The organism is Paraburkholderia sp. Ac-20342, from assembly GCF_017104985.1.
Taxonomy (GTDB): Bacteria; Pseudomonadota; Gammaproteobacteria; order Burkholderiales; family Burkholderiaceae; genus Paraburkholderia.
On the sequence record NZ_JAAGPQ010000014.1, the window covers coordinates 25,028 to 40,201 of the forward strand.

11 protein-coding genes and 1 pseudogene are annotated in these 15,174 nt (G+C 60.5%); 2 read left to right on the plus strand and 10 right to left on the minus strand.

Annotated features, from left to right (window positions below; all coding sequences use genetic code 11):
- Window positions 1-577: 577 nt before the first annotated feature.
- The 6 genes from G3N58_RS07950 to G3N58_RS07975 all read right to left on the minus strand — a co-directional run bounded on the left by G3N58_RS07950 (window position 578) and on the right by G3N58_RS07975 (window position 6,616).
- On the minus strand, window positions 578-1,822 hold the full coding sequence (locus tag G3N58_RS07950) for an acyl-CoA dehydrogenase family protein (RefSeq protein WP_167037805.1): 1,245 nt from the start codon (window positions 1,820-1,822) through the stop codon (window positions 578-580).
- A gap of 66 nt (window positions 1,823-1,888) precedes the next feature.
- Window positions 1,889-2,653 (minus strand): SDR family oxidoreductase, encoded by a 765-nt coding sequence (locus G3N58_RS07955; RefSeq protein ID WP_167037802.1) that lies wholly within the window; start codon window positions 2,651-2,653, stop codon window positions 1,889-1,891.
- A gap of 44 nt (window positions 2,654-2,697) precedes the next feature.
- The gene (locus G3N58_RS07960; protein ID WP_167037799.1) at window positions 2,698-3,714 is read right to left on the minus strand and encodes a phosphotransferase; all 1,017 of its coding nucleotides are present in this window, start codon (window positions 3,712-3,714) and stop codon (window positions 2,698-2,700) included.
- A gap of 25 nt (window positions 3,715-3,739) precedes the next feature.
- Window positions 3,740-4,414, minus strand: coding sequence for a histidine phosphatase family protein (locus G3N58_RS07965; protein WP_205998896.1), 675 nt, complete (start codon window positions 4,412-4,414; stop codon window positions 3,740-3,742).
- 138 nt (window positions 4,415-4,552) lie between these two features.
- Window positions 4,553-5,443 carry a LysR family transcriptional regulator gene (locus tag G3N58_RS07970; protein ID WP_167281483.1) on the minus strand — a complete coding sequence of 297 codons (891 nt, stop codon included), beginning with the start codon at window positions 5,441-5,443 and terminating at the stop codon, window positions 4,553-4,555.
- A gap of 273 nt (window positions 5,444-5,716) precedes the next feature.
- Window positions 5,717-6,616: a LysR family transcriptional regulator gene (locus G3N58_RS07975; RefSeq protein WP_167037792.1), complete on the minus strand. Its 900-nt coding sequence runs from the start codon at window positions 6,614-6,616 to the stop codon at window positions 5,717-5,719.
- A 119-nt stretch (window positions 6,617-6,735) separates the two neighbouring features.
- Between G3N58_RS07975 and G3N58_RS07980 the strand changes: the two genes are divergently transcribed.
- Both G3N58_RS07980 and G3N58_RS07985 read left to right on the plus strand, forming a co-directional pair.
- Window positions 6,736-7,287 carry a carboxymuconolactone decarboxylase family protein gene (locus G3N58_RS07980; protein ID WP_167037790.1) on the plus strand — a complete coding sequence of 184 codons (552 nt, stop codon included), beginning with the start codon at window positions 6,736-6,738 and terminating at the stop codon, window positions 7,285-7,287.
- A gap of 117 nt (window positions 7,288-7,404) precedes the next feature.
- Window positions 7,405-7,995: a pyridoxamine 5'-phosphate oxidase family protein gene (locus G3N58_RS07985; RefSeq protein ID WP_345891001.1), complete on the plus strand. Its 591-nt coding sequence runs from the start codon at window positions 7,405-7,407 to the stop codon at window positions 7,993-7,995.
- A gap of 664 nt (window positions 7,996-8,659) precedes the next feature.
- On the opposite strand, the pseudogene G3N58_RS07990 reads toward G3N58_RS07985, so the two are convergent.
- The 4 genes and pseudogenes from G3N58_RS07990 to mdtN all read right to left on the minus strand — a co-directional run bounded on the left by G3N58_RS07990 (window position 8,660) and on the right by mdtN (window position 15,171).
- Window positions 8,660-10,106 (minus strand): annotated as a pseudogene (locus tag G3N58_RS07990) (IS1182 family transposase).
- Window positions 10,107-10,408: 302 nt separating this feature from the next.
- Complete coding sequence (locus G3N58_RS07995; protein WP_205998897.1) at window positions 10,409-11,965, minus strand: TolC family protein; 1,557 nt, start codon at window positions 11,963-11,965, stop codon at window positions 10,409-10,411.
- Complete coding sequence (locus G3N58_RS08000; RefSeq protein ID WP_167037784.1) at window positions 11,952-14,138, minus strand: FUSC family protein; 2,187 nt, start codon at window positions 14,136-14,138, stop codon at window positions 11,952-11,954. The genes G3N58_RS07995 and G3N58_RS08000 overlap by 14 nt, the downstream gene beginning before the upstream one ends.
- Window positions 14,119-15,171: a multidrug transporter subunit MdtN gene (mdtN, locus tag G3N58_RS08005; protein WP_205998898.1), complete on the minus strand. Its 1,053-nt coding sequence runs from the start codon at window positions 15,169-15,171 to the stop codon at window positions 14,119-14,121. The genes G3N58_RS08000 and mdtN overlap by 20 nt, the downstream gene beginning before the upstream one ends.
- Between the last annotated feature and the right edge of the window lie 3 nt (window positions 15,172-15,174).

Sequence of the window (15,174 nt, forward strand, 5' to 3'; positions counted from 1 at the left end):
ATCGTTTCTATCGCTCGCCGGCCGATCGGCAAAGCTTACCGTGGAGCATTCAACGCAACACGCTCCCCCATCTTCCCTGACCACGCAATTCGGTATGTTTTCTAGCGAGCTGAAACCGAAACCGATCGTATCGAAGAGTCCGTTATCGAATCGGCGCCAGACAGATAATGTGTGACGGTATGGAAGTTGTCATCGCCGGCGGCCAGAAAAACGTCTCGTCCGTCATACTGAGTGCGTCATCGATGACATTGGCAGTCGGTTCCGGGGCAGATCGATTCCATGGTCTTCGATGGCGCCGTGCGCGACCTCTTTGCAGCGTGGTCTTCCTTGCGGGCATCTCACACTTACTGCCCCTGGTCGCGCAATCGACAGGTATGGCAATTCCTCATTTGAGGCGAGCCGGGGCGGCTCTGGTCTCCCGGCTACTCCGTGTCCAGCTTGATAGATTTCTTTTAAAGCGGGCTCGTCACGAAACCTTCGGAAGAATCGCGGTCCGTGCTGATTGAATCGGCTAGCGATGACAAGTCTTCGCGTTGATCCGTGTGTGATGCAGTCAGCACTGACTCGTGAGAACGTTCTACTTCACCGTCGTCAGGTAGGGATTGTCGCGGCCAGATTCATAACGTTGGGCCTTGATTTCCATGCGTGCAATGCTCTGCAGATGCACCTCATCCGGACCATCAGCTAACCGCAATGCACGGGCCCAGGTCCAGCTGTCCGCCAGCGGCGTATCCGGACTCAGCCCCATCGCACCGAATACCTGAATCGCCCGCTCGCAAACGGCGGCGTGCACGCCCGGTACCAGCGCCTTGATCATCGAGATTTCCTTGCGCGCCGCCTTGGCACCCACGTTGTCGATCATCCACGCGGTTTTCAGCACGAACAGGCGCGCCTGATCAATTTCGATGCGCGATTTCGCGATCCCTTCCGCGACCGATCCAAGCTCGTGCAGCTTCTTGCCGAATGCCGTGCGCGCCTGGGCTCGTTCGATCATCAGTTCGAGGGCCAGTTCGGCGGCACCGATTGACCGCATGCAATGGTGAATGCGGCCCGGCCCAAGCCGCGCCTGAGCGAGCGCGAAACCGCTGCCCTCTTCGCCGAACAGATTCGTGCGAGGTAGGCGCACGCCTTTGAACTCGATCTCGCAGTGACCTTCCGGCGCCGTGTGGTTGACCACCGTGATATTGCGGATCACCTTGACCCCCGGCGTATCGCGCGGCACGAGAATCATGCTTTGCTGGGCGTGGCTCGGTGCGTCCAGGTCAGTTTTTCCCATCACGATAAACAACTGGCAATTCGGATGCGCCGCGTTCGTGATGAACCATTTCCGGCCGTCGATCACGTAGTCGTCGCCGTCGCGGCGAATCGACGTGGTGATATTGGTCGCGTCCGACGAAGCCACCGCTGGCTCCGTCATCGCGAACGCCGAGCGGATCTCGCCATCGAGCAGCGGCTTGAGCCACTGCTCGCGCTGAACGGGCGTCGCGAACATATGGAGCAGTTCCATGTTGCCCGTGTCCGGCGCATTGCAGTTGAACACCTCGGACGCCCACGACACGCGCCCCATGATCTCGGCCAGCGGTGCGTACTCGAGATTGGTCAGGCGGGTGCCCGGCTCGTCATTCTTCAGATGCGGCAGGAACAGATTCCAGAGACCCTCCGCACGCGCCTGTGCCTTCAACGTTTCCATGAAGGAAACCGGATATTGCCCTGCGTTCACCTCTTCATGCCACTGATGGATGCGTGGCACGATATGCGTGTCCATGAACGCACGCACCTGCTCACGCAGCGCTTCGACTTTCGGGCTATATGAGAAATACATTTCGTCCTTCCTGAATCCAGGTGAATGTCGCCGACATGTTGGCGCATGCCACGCGTCGACGCGTGATCAGATCGTCAGCCCACCGTCAACGACGATGCACTCTCCGTTGGTGTAGCTCGCAGCATCGGACACCAGATAAAGCACGGTGCCGGCCATCTCGCGAGGCTCCGCATGGCGTCGGGCCGGGATCTTCGCCATCCAGTTGTCGTAGATGGCCTGATCTTCAAACAACGCCCCGGCAAAGCGCGTTTTCGTCAAACCCGGCAGGATTGCATTGACACGGATGCCCAACGGTCCACATTCCTTGGCGAATGCACGCGTCATGTTGACCACCGCGGCTTTGGTGATCGAGTAAATGCCCTGCTTGTCTCCCGGCTGAAGCGCATTGACGGATGCCGTGTTGACGATCGCGCCGCCGCCGTGCTCACGCATCAGCTTGCCCGCCTCGACCGACATGAAAAAGTAGCCGCGCAAGTTGACCTCCACCGTCTTGTCGAACGACGCCAGGTCAGTATCGAGAATATGGCCGAAATACGGATTCGCCGCGGCGTTGTTGACGAGAATGTCCAGACGGCCATGGCGCGCGCGGATATGCTGGCAGATTCCGAGAATGTCGTCCATGCGCCCGACATGGCACGGATAGGCTTCGGCGCTACCGCCCGCCTCTCTGATTTCGCGCGCCACGGACTCGCAGTCTTCGAGCTTGCGGCTCGATACGATCACATGTGCGCCCTGCTCCGCGAGCAGTTTGGCAATTTCCTCGCCGATACCTCGGCTGGCACCGGTGACCAGCGCAACCTTCGGTTCAAGGTTAAACAAATCAGTAGTCACGATTACCCTCCATATGTTTACGTCTATATTAGTTGCGGGCGCCGTCAGATCAGCTCGGCACCCATCCTTGCCAGCACACCGGCCATTTCGCCAACCTGCCGCGCCTTGTCATTCGATGCATTGCCGCCGAGAGCCCGTTTCTTCACGCCCTGCGTGATGGCGGCAAGCCGGAAGAAGCTGAACGCCAGATAGAAATTCCAGTTCTCGATCGACGCGATTTCCCGCAGGCGGCAGTACTGCTCGATGATCGCGGACTCGTCTGGCACCTCCAATGCGACCCGGTCCAATCCTTCCAGCCCGGTGATATGACCGTTGCGAGGGAGTCGAAGGCACATGCAGAAGTACGCGAGGTCGGCGAGCGGATTGCCGAGTGTGGAAAGCTCCCAGTCGAGCACGGCACGAACCTGCGGGGTTCCGCGTTGGAACATGACGTTGTCGATACGGAAATCGCCGTGCACGAGCGATGGCTTGCCGGTTTCCGCCGGACAGTTCGCTGGCAGCCATTTGATCAGTGCCTCGACAGATTCCAGAGCATCGGTCTGCGCCGCGCGATATTGCCTCGTCCAGACGTCGATCTGGCGCGAGAAGTAGTTGCCTGCGCGGCCATAATCGGCAAGGCCAACAGCTTCGACATCCACGTCGTGAAGAGCAGCCATTGTTCCGAGCAGCGCGTCGTAGATAGCGCTGCGTTTGCCCGCAGGTAGCTCGGGCAGCGACGGATCCCAGAAAATCTCGCCCTCTTCGAAGCTCATGACATAGAACATGCTGCCAATGACGTCCCGGTCCTCGCAAAGGTGCAAGGCCCGCGCGACCGGAACCGGCGTGTGGCTGAGGGCGGTCAGCACACGGAATTCGCGGTCGACAGCATGTGCGGACTTGAGCAGCGCTCCTGGCGGCTGACGTCGAAGGACGTAACGGCCCCTTTGCGCCGTGAGGAGAAACGTGGGGTTCGATTGCCCGCCAGCGAACTTCTCGATGGACATGGGCCCGTAAAATCCGGGCACGTGGGATGCCAGATAACGCGCGAGTGTTTCAACGTCGAATTGAAAACGGGCATTCATGATGGCACTAGATTCCAGATTCGGATCAACCATAAGTGATGAGTTCACGCCGCTCGCCATGTTCGAGATGAGGCAGCGAGTTGAAACTGACTAGCGACATTGCGCTATCGTTGAAGACGTACTGGCTAACGCTGCTATTGCGAATCTGCAGGTTAAGCGTGATCGCAGTGGCCGCCGGTGCCTGCAGAATCTGCTGGGCGAACACGGCAATCGGGCCACCCGAACTCACCACCGGAATCCGTTTGCCGCCCATACGCTGAATGGCCAGACGCGCACGCTCGACGCGCGCCTGGAACTGATGCCAGGTTTCGGGGAGTCGCCCGGGCAGTCGTTCCTCGGACCACAATTGCAGCACCTGCTTGAGCGCCTTGTAAAAGTGCTTCGTCGAACTGGCTGCCGATAGCTCCGGCGCGAAGCCACTTTCGCCAAGGACGGACAGCAAGGCGCGAAAGTCGTACTCGTTCAGATCCGCATCCTGCACAACCTTGGCTTGCGGGCCATTCATCTCAGTGAGAATTTCGTCCGCTGTTTGCGCGTGCCGCCGCATCGTTCCAATCACCACGCGATCAAACTGCACGTTCGACTGCGCGAAGTATTCTCCTAGCCAACGTGACTGGGTCCGACCGGAAGGTGATAGCTGGTCATAGTTTTCTGCGCCGAACGACGCCTGACCATGCCGTACCAGGTAGAGCTCCGCCATGCCAACCTCGTCTGAACATGGTTAGAACAATACCCGGCCTTGCGACATTCCAGAAGTTTATTGTTTTTATGCCGAGCCATAACACGCCGTGATACTCGATGCGGCTGCGCAATGTCGCCGGGTCGGCAGACTCCTCACTCATTTCCCCATCAGACGGCCAATCTGTTCGCGCAGCCAGCAATGCGCCGGGTCTCCCGTGACGCTTCGGTGCCAGTAGCCATGAGACTCGAGTTCGGGGAGATCGAACGGCAGCGCCAAGATTCGTGCGTCATACCGCCGAAGAAGCGTGAGCGGCGCGGTCAGGACGAGATCGGTTCGCATGGCGATCAACGGTGCCACCAGATAATGCTGAACCCGGGTCTGGATGGTCCGCCTAAGCCCCAGTTTGTTGAGTTCCGCGTCGACAAGTCCGGGTCCCTGCCTGCGACTGGACACATGAACATGGCCCAGTCTGAGGTAGTCGTCGATAGTCAGCTTCTTTTTCGTGAATGGATGGTCGCGGCGGAGCAGGCACGCATACCGCTCGCAGCCCAGCGGTTCCTGCTCCAGATGCGGATCGTCGATCAGGGGAACATCGATCGCCAGATTGATCGCGCCGTTGGCTAGCGCTTCGGGGACTTCCCGGCGCGTAGTGAAGTAGCTCTCGATCCGGATGCCGGGCGCCTCGCGTTGCAGAACCTCCTCCAGCGCGGGGAGCAGGATGGCCTCTGTCAGGTCGTTCATGCTGAGCCGGAAGGTCCGCTGCGACGACGCCGGATCGAAACGTTCAGCGGCATGGGTGCTCGAGTCCAGCAGTTGAAGCGCCTCGCGGACCCGGCCAATAATGTTCTCGGAAACAGGTGTGGGCAGCATCCCGGCCGGCGTGCTCACAAAGAGCTGATCGTCGAACGTCTTGCGCATGCGCGACAAAGCGTTGCTGACCGCGGGCTGGGTGATGAACAGCAATTCCGCCGCACGCGTGAGATTTCGCGTTCGATAGATGGCTTCGAAAACAATGAAAAGATTCAGATCGATCTTTGACTGGCGCATTATTTGAATTCCCTGAGGCACGCTTGAAGTGGCGCCGTCCCGCGTTCGTTTGCACAGTATGGTAGCCGAGTCTATCGATGGCACCAGGATAAACGAATGGGCCTCAGGCAGTGACCCTCCTCATCCCATGCCACCGGCCGATGCAACTCGTGCGAGCCCGGTGGATGGCGGGGTTAGGTGTCGGCGCAATGGAATTGTAATATTACAAAAAACGTGCGCCCTTGCGTCGTGTGGCTACCTGGAGTCACTTAGTTATGCTTTGCAAGCCAGTTGTTAAAGAGCAGTCAGACGAGACTGAAGTCGAGGCCGTGCGAAATCTAAAAATGCCCTTAGCTTGAGCGGCACCGGCAATTGCCCAGTATGTACGAGGCTGATCGGAAGTGGTGGTGGTTCGAACTTTTCCAGTACGAGCCGTAATTTCCCTTCACGCACGGCCGCCTCTGTCTGATAGGACAAAACGCGCGTCAGGCCAACGCCGAGTACTGCTGTGTCGACGGCGGATTCTGCAGTATTGGTCACAAGGCGCGCGCGGATTTGCACTGTACGTTCGGTTTTCCCCGCAAAAAAATTCCATGCACGAGTCGATGCCAGCCCTTCGAATGCGATGCATGCATGATTCGCCAGTTCGTCCGGTTTGGCAGGAACCCCATGACTCGCCAGGTAAGCCGGGCTCGCGCATACGACCAGGCGCAATTGCCCGACGTTCACAGCCACGAGCGTGCTGTCTGGAAGTGGGCCAATACGCACAGCAACGTCAATATGCTCTTCCAGCATGTTTGTGCTGCGATCCGTCAGGAACAGGCGGGCGTCGATCTCGGGATAGTGGACCAGAAAGTCCGCCAGTACAGGTGCCACATATAGTCGCCCGAAAACCACGGGAGCAGTAATCACAAGATATCCTCGTGGCACGGCGTATTCCCCCGTCGCCGTACGTTCGGCCTCTCCGACTTCCTCAAGGATACGGCGACAGGATGCGACATACGCGGCACCGGCCTCGGTTAGAGAGAGCTGCCGCGTTGTCCGGTTCAGCAGACGGGTTTTCAGATAGACCTCCAGCTCGCCCACCTTGCGGCTGACCGTCGGCAGCGGGATATCCAGCCGGCGAGCCGCGGCCGACAGACTCCCGGCCTCAACGACTTCGATCAGGATGGACATTGCTTCGAGCCGGTCCATTATCCTCTCGACATATGGAAGAAAGATTCTCGATATTAGCGGATTCTCCTGAAATCAGGGAGTCCGTAAGATCATCTCCAGTCGTTCACTGCAACGTCTTTCTCAAAGGAGAGGTCACGATGTCGTCCCATATTCCTACCCCCGCTACTATCGCCGACGCTCCGGCCGCGTCTCACGGTCTGCTCGAAGCCGTCAGCAAGCAACTGGGCGTTGTGCCGAATCTGTTCCGCATGGTTGGCAACAGCCCGGCGGCACTCGAAGGCTATCTGAGCCTGATGGGTGCGCTCGGCAAAGGCGAGCTGTCGGGGCAGACGCGTGAGCGTATTGCGTTGGCAGTGGCGGAGATCAATGGTTGCGATTACTGCCTGTCGGCACACACGTACCTCGGGAAGAACGTCGCGAAGCTCGACGACGCCGAAATCACCGCGAACCGCAACGGTGGTTCGAACGACTCGAAGGCCGCCGCCGCTGTGCTGTTCGCGAAGAAGGTGACGGCCGAGCACGGCCGCGTGTCGGATGCTGACCTGCAGGCAGTCAAGGTTGCGGGCTACAGCGATGCTGCCGTGATCGAGATCGTATTGAACGTGGCGCTCAATATCTGGACGAACTACATCAACACAGTTGCCGGAACCGAAATCGACTTTCCCGTCGTACATGCCAGGACGGCATAACGCGCAGGGCTGAGGTCGATACCGCCGGGGCTATAAGCGTCGGCGGTATCCGTTTTACGGCGCAAACTGAACTGGACGGTGGGCAAAATGGGCAGTTCGCGGAAATATCCCAGTGACGTGGCGTTCACGTCTTCCGTCAAGCTGTTTCAAAAGCGCTACGGTTCGCGAGAAGCCTATGCGCATCGCGAGCAGGAAGGTGCGTGGGAGACCACCATCACGTCTGAGTGTGCGGACTTTATCCGAAAGCAGACGAGCGTATTCTTCTCAACCGCAAACGGCGATGGGCAACCCTATATCCAGCATCGTGGCGGCCCGCCTGGATTCCTGCATGTCGTCGACACGAAGACGATCGCGTTCGCTGATTTTTCCGGAAACAAGCAGTACGTCACGACCGGGAATCTGGCCGACAACCGGAAAGCTTTCCTGTTCCTGATTGACTATGCGCGCCGCCAGCGGATCAAGATCTGGGGTGAGGCATACATCGACGAGGATGCAAAAAGGGTCGCCAGTCTGACGCCTCGGGATTATCGAGCCCGTGCCGAGCGAGCCATCGTTTTCGAGGTTTCATTGTGGGATGCCAATTGTCCCCAGCACATCCCGCAACGCTTCGAGGCAGCGGACGTTCAGGCGGCATTTGATGAACGGGATAAGCGTATTCGCGAACTGGAAGCGGAGATCGACCACTTGCGTGAGAGAGTCAGTGCGTGACGGAAATGAGTGCCGTCAGTGGCAGTGCAGCAGGTGATTTCGTTTTCCAATGAAGAAGCTTGCAGCGGCTATAAATTTTCCAACATCGTACGAGGGCCGTTCCAGGCGTGTCATCCGTATTGTTCGGCAGGTTTTTCTTCCATTCTGTGAAAGGAATCGGTCTGCTTATAGTCAAGGAAACAGGAAATGAATATATCCGTTACCGGATTCTTGGGCATCCTTCAGCATTGCCGCCGCGAATTCCTCAAGCGACCCATATGTAAACCATGCCGGGTACTTGTCCGCGAATGGACCTGCGTCTGATAGCCCCCAAGTGAGATGCACGTTGACGTACGAGCCATCCGAAAAGTCCACAAGGACGTCACCCTTGCCAAGCCGCCTGCCCATGACGGTGGCTTGGCGGCCACAGCGAGGATGCCGCCCGGTCACGTCCCTATCTAATAGCCGATCTGCAGTCCAAGAGGTTCTGTCTCCATAGCCAGAGGGCTCCACGGAACCGTCCAGTTCAATTTAGGCGTGGAAGTCGAATGTCTCAAAATGGCCGAGGGCGTGTGGAAACTGCTTTTTGATGGCTGCAAGCGAGTTTGCCAGCCCGATCAATCGAGTTTGGCAGATCGGGGGCGCGCTAGCGTAACGTATCAAGCGCAAAAAGCCCCTCAGGGCCTTAGCTTTCAGCCCTTCTCATCGCCTTTATTGTCCCGGCAACTCCTAGTATTTTCATGACGCGCTTCAGGTTGTACGCCAATACCTGGAGACTTATTTCGGTGCTCACCCATCCGAGCGTCCGGGTCAGGAAGTGCGTCGCGCCCATCCAGTGCTTGAGGGTACCGAATACATGCTCAACGGTGCTTCTTCGGATGGTCATTGCATCAGGCTTGCGGTCGAGTCGACGCTGCATGGCTTCGAGTACATGTTCGTGCTCCCATCGTCAGATGCGGCGATAGTCGCTGGGCGAACATCGATCCTTGAGATGGCAACGCGGACATGCGCTCGGCCAGTACACGTTCAGATTCATACCGTTCTCCACGGTCTTGAATCGAAGAACTGCGCGCTCGCCGGCGGCGGCATCGATACTCATCGTTCCTGGCAACGTAGATGAAGTCGCGTTTGGTAAAGAGCCCTTTCTTCCTCGACGCTGAGGTGAGCGGTTTCGGGACATACGTGGCGATGCCGGCCAGTTCACACGCGCGGATGTCCGGACCACTGAAGTAGCCACGGTCAGCCAGCACCTTCAGTCTTAGCTTGCCCATCGCGTTCCTCGCCGACAGAGCTATCCTGCTGAGTTGGCCGTGGTCACCTCCAATATTCGTCACCTCGTGCTCGACAATCAGATGATGCTTCGTATCCACGGCCGTCTGGACGTTGTAGCCGACGGTGCCGGTTCTCTTGCCACCGCTGGTCATGGAACGGGAATCCGGGTCAGTAAGCGACAACTGTTTGTCCGGTTCTTTCTTCAGTTGCTCCCTGATCTGCCCGAGTTCACGCATCCGCTGACGCAAGAGCGCGATCTTCTCGTACAGGAGAACAGTCTTCACATCGAAGCCTGTCGGGCTGGTCCGGTCTGCGGTTTCAATCATGTCGAGATATCGCTGAACGCTTTCCTCGATCTGCTGCTGACGCTTGTCGATCTTGCCTGCCGTGTAGTTCCTGTCACGGCTGTTCACAGCCTTGAACTTGCTGCCGTCGATTGCCACCATGTCGCTGGATAGCAGCTTCAGTCCGCGACATAGTTCGACGAAACGACGGCACACGTTGCGAATAGCCGATCCGTTGTCGCGGCGAAAGTCGGCGATCGTCTTGAAGTCTGGCGCCAGACGTCCTGTCAGCCACATGAACTCGACATTGCGTTGGCATTCACGCTCAAGACGCCTGCTAGACGGAACCCGGTTCAAATACCCGTAGATATAGATCTTGAGCATCATGCCCGGATGATAGGACGGGCGGCCTGTGAGCGCCGGCGTGGTACCGTTGAAGCCGAGTTCCCCAAGGTTCAGTTCGTCAACGAAGGCATCTACCACCCTTACTGGGTTGTCCTGTCCGATGAAGTCATCGACGCATTCGGGAAGTAGTGCGACCTGTTTGCGGTCATCGCCCTCAGCGAATCGCTTCACGAGTCACCCGATCTCAACGCGTTGACTCAGTTTAGGCGACAAATGCGTTTTCACACGCCCTCGGCCGACTCGTGCCCGACGACCAAGCTCAGACGCCGCCCAGTGATGAATGGCACGCGCGGAAGGCGCAGCTCGAGCCGAGGCGGACATCCAGCCCAAAGTTGCACCGATGTCGCCTTTCAGGTCGAGGCAGTTATTTTGTATACCTTAGCTGTTCAAAGCAAAGGTCCAAACAGTCGGGATTCAACGCCGCCTTTGCGAATGGTACGAGTGGTCGTGCTGAAGGCGATGATCGAGCTGCGCTACCAGTCCGGCTCGCCGCCCGCCCCTGTCGTGCCGATCTCCCCTGTCGCGAGCGCAAACGACGCAGCCGCGGACAGCGCCGCGCTGTAGCTGTCCGCATAGGCATTCTGAGCGGCGATCAACTGGTTCTGCGCGAGCAGCGCATCGGTAATCGAGCCGACGCCGTGGTGGTACGCGGCAAACGCTGCGTCATAGGTGGTCTGTGCGGCGGCAACCAGCGCCTTCGCGGCATCGTTCGAGGCGAGGCTCGTGGAGAGTGCGCTCTGTGCGGAGACCACCTGTCGGACCGCCTCCTCCCGTGTCCGCGTCAACTGCGCGGACGCGCTGTCCGCGTCATTGCGAGCTTGCATCGGCATGGCCGAACGCAGCCCGCCGTCGTAGATCGGGATCGTCACGCCGACGAACACGCTGCCGCTGCGGCGGCTGCCGCTCAGGTTCACCGTTGCCGCCTGATCGCCGACCGGCGGAATCGCGGTAATCGCCGTGCCGCCGGTGCCGTACGCCGCGGTCGCGGACATGAACACCTTCGGCATGAACGCGGCCTTGGCCACACGGATCTTCGCCTGATTGGCCTGTTCAAGCGCATACGCACTCTGCACGTCCGGCCGCCGCGCGATGGCATCGGCGACAATCTCGTCGACTGACTGATGCAGCGCCGGCGACAGCGCGCGCGCCGGCAATGGGGCAATCGTCGGCTTCGATAACGGCGAGATGCCGAGTGCAGACACGAGGTTCAGATAGCTGTCGGTCAGCGCACCATCGGCCTGCACCTTCGCAAGATTCGCCTGCGCGCAGTTCTGTGTGGCCTGGGCGACTTCGACGATCGTGCCGACGCCGCGCGTCATCTGTGCATGCGCTGCTGCGACGATGCCATCCGCATTGTCGAGCGCCTGTTGCGCGGTTTTCTGTCGGGTATAGGCCGCTTCGTACCCGTAGTACGCAACGCTTACGTTGTGTATCACCTGCTGATGGACGGCCGTGAACGCAATGTTTGCGGCAACTGACAGCTGCGTGGCCGCCTCGACACGCGCACGGCGTCCGCCGAAATCAAACAGCAGCCATTGCAGCGCGAGCACGGACACGGTGCCGTGAATGTCGGAGTTCGACGACACATTGCCAATCAGCGTGTTCGACGACGCGCTAGCGGCCTGATATCCGCCCATTGCGGTCGCGACAAGTTGTGGCAGATAGGCTGCCTTTGCAATGCCCGTCGCCAGAGCCGCATTGCGCGCATCGTTCCATGCAATCCGCGTGAGAGGATTCGCGGACTCCGCGAGATCGATCAGTTCGGGCAGCGTGTATGCATGGTTCGCGTCGAGCGCCGCCGCGGGTTCGACGGTCGCGAGCCCGGTGCTGTTCGGCAGCGTGTAGCCCGCGTGTGCGGACTCGGCATGAGTGCGCGGTGGGCCTGGCACGATGTCACCGGCCGCGTTCGTCTGCGGTTGCCACGGACGGTCGGGCGCCGTGGGCGCGAGATCCAGCGAAGACGTCGCGCATCCCGCGAGTCCGGCGACGGCCAATGCAATGAGCCACGGCGTCGGTTCAAGCGCGCGCATCGGTTGCCGCCTCCTTCATGATGGAGTCCCCAGTGCTTGTGCGGGCGACATCGGCAATCCGGCGGAACCGCTCGTCGATGACGCTGAGCAATGCGTCGAGGCGTGGGTCGGCGGCGCGGTCAGTGGTGGAATCAGTATGCAGCGTTAGCTCTGGTGCTGTTGTTGGTGCTGGCGTTGGCTCTTCCGCTTGCATACTTGCGCTGCGATGGGTGGCGTCTGCCTGCGCGAGCCCGTCCGTCTCGAGCCGCCCTGCCACTTCGTGCAGGCGCGCATCGGCGAGCGGGCCGGCACGGGCCGTCGCGAGAGCAAGCGATCCCTCCAGCGCACCAAGCTCCGCGAGCGCGCGCTTGCGGCTCGCGATCCACGCGGGCGCGGGACGCACCCACGATGGCTCGTAGTGAATCAGGCCCAGATTCTGGCGCAAGCCGCCGTACTGCGCGAGCGCCTCTGCGACCATCGTACGGCGCGTGCCTGCATCCGCAACGCGCGCAATCCGTGCCCACTGCGCAATGAGCCTGTTGAGCGCAGCATCGATCGAGCCGGCGATACTCACGGGCCAGACCCGTGTGAACATCAGATACACCACGACATTGCCGATCAGAATGCCAATCGCGCGGTCGCGTGCGAGCGTCAGGTCGAACTTGGGAGCATCCCCCTGGATCACACACAGGTAGAACGCGAACGCGATCTGCATGCCCGCATACGCAATGCGCGGCGAACCCACCGCGACCCACGCGGCCAGCCATGAGCCCGCGAAGACCAGCGCCATCAGTCCTGCAATCGACGTCAGCTGTGGAACCACGTAGACCAGCGCTGCCGTGCCAAGCAAGGCACCGATCAGGCAGCCGATGATCCGCAGCAGCAATTTCTCCACCGTTTCGGCGGTCGTGCCGAGCGACACCATATAGCAGGTGATGAAGCTGGTATGAATGCCCTGCCAGTCGAGTTGCTGATACAGGACGTAGCAGAACATCGCTGCGGCGGTCGTCTTTAACGCGTAGCGGATGTGATCGGGATTGCTGAACGCATCGGCATCGAAGAAGCCGCTACGTGCGGGCGCATGCTCGGGATGAGCCGAGGCCGAGGCGGGTGCCGAAGACATAGACGGAGCCGGAGCCGAAGATGACACCGCCGACCCTTCATCAGCTCCGGCTCTTGCAGCCGCGGCCGAAGCCGGCTGCGCAAAGCCTTCCAGTGCCGCGCGCAGATCGGCGAGCACGAGCGCCGCGAGCGGCGGCAATGGCATCGGCGCCCCAACCTCCAGGGCAGCACCCTCAGGTATCCCGACTGCCACATTCTCCGGATAGCCCCCGGCATCGAGCATCACCGCCATCTGCTCCATCGTCTCGGCAAGCCGCGCTGCGTAGGCCGCGGGCAAACGCGCGCGGGGTTCGCGCATGGCGAGATCCACCGCGACCAGGATCGCCGTCGACGACGCCGCTGCCTGACGCAACGCCGCGCAATCGGCTTCGGTCGAAGTCCCTTCGAGCTTCGAGAGCTTGACCCACGCCATGATCTGGTGATCGCCTTCGCGCACGCATGCTTCGAAGGCAGCCTGCCCGGCCTCGCCAGCGGTGCCCGTCAGGCAGGCGGCGGCGAGCCTCAGACGCCTCGCAAGCTGCGCGCAGGCAAGCCGGCGCGGCGACGGCGCAAACAACAGGTTCACCACAATCGCCACGCCAATCGGAACGGCGACGAAGAGCCACGCATACAGGAGGCCGCGCGTCGCTGCTTCGCCGAGCGGGGCAAGCCCAAGCTCGTCGGGTCCGAAACCGACGATCATGGCCACGATCGCGCCGACCGGACGCAGCTTGCTCGCCGAGGTCGCAAACAGGAACCCCATCGACAGCACTGCCATGCTCGCCACACGCAGCACCGGATCATTGATGCAGAAGATCGCGAAGACCATCACGATCCCGATGATCACCGTCACGAGCAGCATCAACGCGATACACGTGATCACGCTCGTCACCCGGTCGGGCCGGTTCAGGAACAGCACGATATATACCGCCGTCGAGGCTTCCGGGATTCCATAGGCGCTCGTCACGAGCACCGTCAGCGCGCAGATCAGCGCAATACGCGTGACAATCGACGCGCGCCCCGGAAACGCTGCGAGCAGCCGCGCGATCTCGCGCGGCCCAGGCGTGGTGAGCTCATCGGCAGAACTGGCCATGCTGGACCTCGACGATCGCGCTTGCGCCCACCCGCACCAGTCTGCCGTCCGGTTCATCGATCCGCACGCGAACCGGGAAGCGTTGCGCAACGCGTACCCAGTTCACCGACTGCTGCACGTATGGCAGGCCGCGCGGCAGATTCACGCGGTCCGTGTCCGTGATGCCGGCGCCGATGCCGATGACCTTGCCGCGCATCGCCTGCTTGCGGTCGATCATCGAATACACGGTCGCGCAGTCACCTACGGTGATCGCACCAAGCGCGGTCTCGCGGAAATTCGCCACGGCAAACCATTCGCCGGCATGAATCAGCGTGAAGATGGACTGGTTCGGCAGCACCGTCTCGTCGGCAAGAATCACAAGCCCGGTGACATAGCCATCGAAAGGCGCGCGTACCACCGTATCGTCGAGCCCACGCTGCGCGATGGCAAGCGCGGCCTCGCGCGCATGCACGGTGGCGATCGCGTCGGCATCGTCGCCAATCGTCCGCGCAGACGACTGCTGCTGCACCTTTGCTTGCGTGAGTGACACACTTGCGTCACGTTGCGCGACCACCGCCTGATCGAGCTGCTGCGCGGACACGTAGCCCTGCGCTGCGAGCGGCCGCAGCCGCTCGACGCTGCGGGTAGCGAGATCGTAATTGTGGTTGGCCCGCCGGGTCTGGTCAGCGGCGATCGTCGCGTTCGACGTCTCACCAATCAGCGTGCGGTGACGCGTGGCCAGTTGCGCGCGCGCCATTTCAAGCTCGGCCTGCGCCTGCGCGACTGCGAGCCGGTACGGCACCGGATCGATTTCGAACAGCACGTCTCCTTTGGCGACGCGCTGGTTCTCCTCAACAGGAACACGCACGATCCGGCCACCCACCGGCGACGCGACGTGGACAACGTCTGCATCGATGCTGGCGTCGTCCGTAGAGGGGTAACGTGACGACCGGTCGTACGCATACCATAGCGCCGCCGCGCCAAGCAGCACGATCACGATAGCGATCGCGCGGCCTTTCCATACATGCTTGGAATTGACGCCGGCCATTTTCATGTC

What these genes read in the sequence shown, in the direction of transcription:
- G3N58_RS07950 (WP_167037805.1), bottom strand. Translation starts at nt 1,822, where the DNA reads ATGTATTTCTCATATAGCCCGAAAGTCGAAGCGCTGCGTGAGCAGGTG.
- G3N58_RS07960 (WP_167037799.1), bottom strand. Translation starts at nt 3,714, where the DNA reads ATGAATGCCCGTTTTCAATTCGACGTTGAAACACTCGCGCGTTATCTG.
- G3N58_RS07965 (WP_205998896.1), bottom strand. Translation starts at nt 4,414, where the DNA reads ATGGCGGAGCTCTACCTGGTACGGCATGGTCAGGCGTCGTTCGGCGCA.
- G3N58_RS07970 (WP_167281483.1), bottom strand. Translation starts at nt 5,443, where the DNA reads ATGCGCCAGTCAAAGATCGATCTGAATCTTTTCATTGTTTTCGAAGCC.
- G3N58_RS07975 (WP_167037792.1), bottom strand. Translation starts at nt 6,616, where the DNA reads ATGGACCGGCTCGAAGCAATGTCCATCCTGATCGAAGTCGTTGAGGCC.
- G3N58_RS07980 (WP_167037790.1), top strand. Translation starts at nt 6,736, where the DNA reads ATGTCGTCCCATATTCCTACCCCCGCTACTATCGCCGACGCTCCGGCC.
- G3N58_RS07995 (WP_205998897.1), bottom strand. Translation starts at nt 11,965, where the DNA reads ATGCGCGCGCTTGAACCGACGCCGTGGCTCATTGCATTGGCCGTCGCC.
- G3N58_RS08000 (WP_167037784.1), bottom strand. Translation starts at nt 14,138, where the DNA reads ATGGCCAGTTCTGCCGATGAGCTCACCACGCCTGGGCCGCGCGAGATC.
- mdtN (WP_205998898.1), bottom strand. Translation starts at nt 15,171, where the DNA reads ATGAAAATGGCCGGCGTCAATTCCAAGCATGTATGGAAAGGCCGCGCG.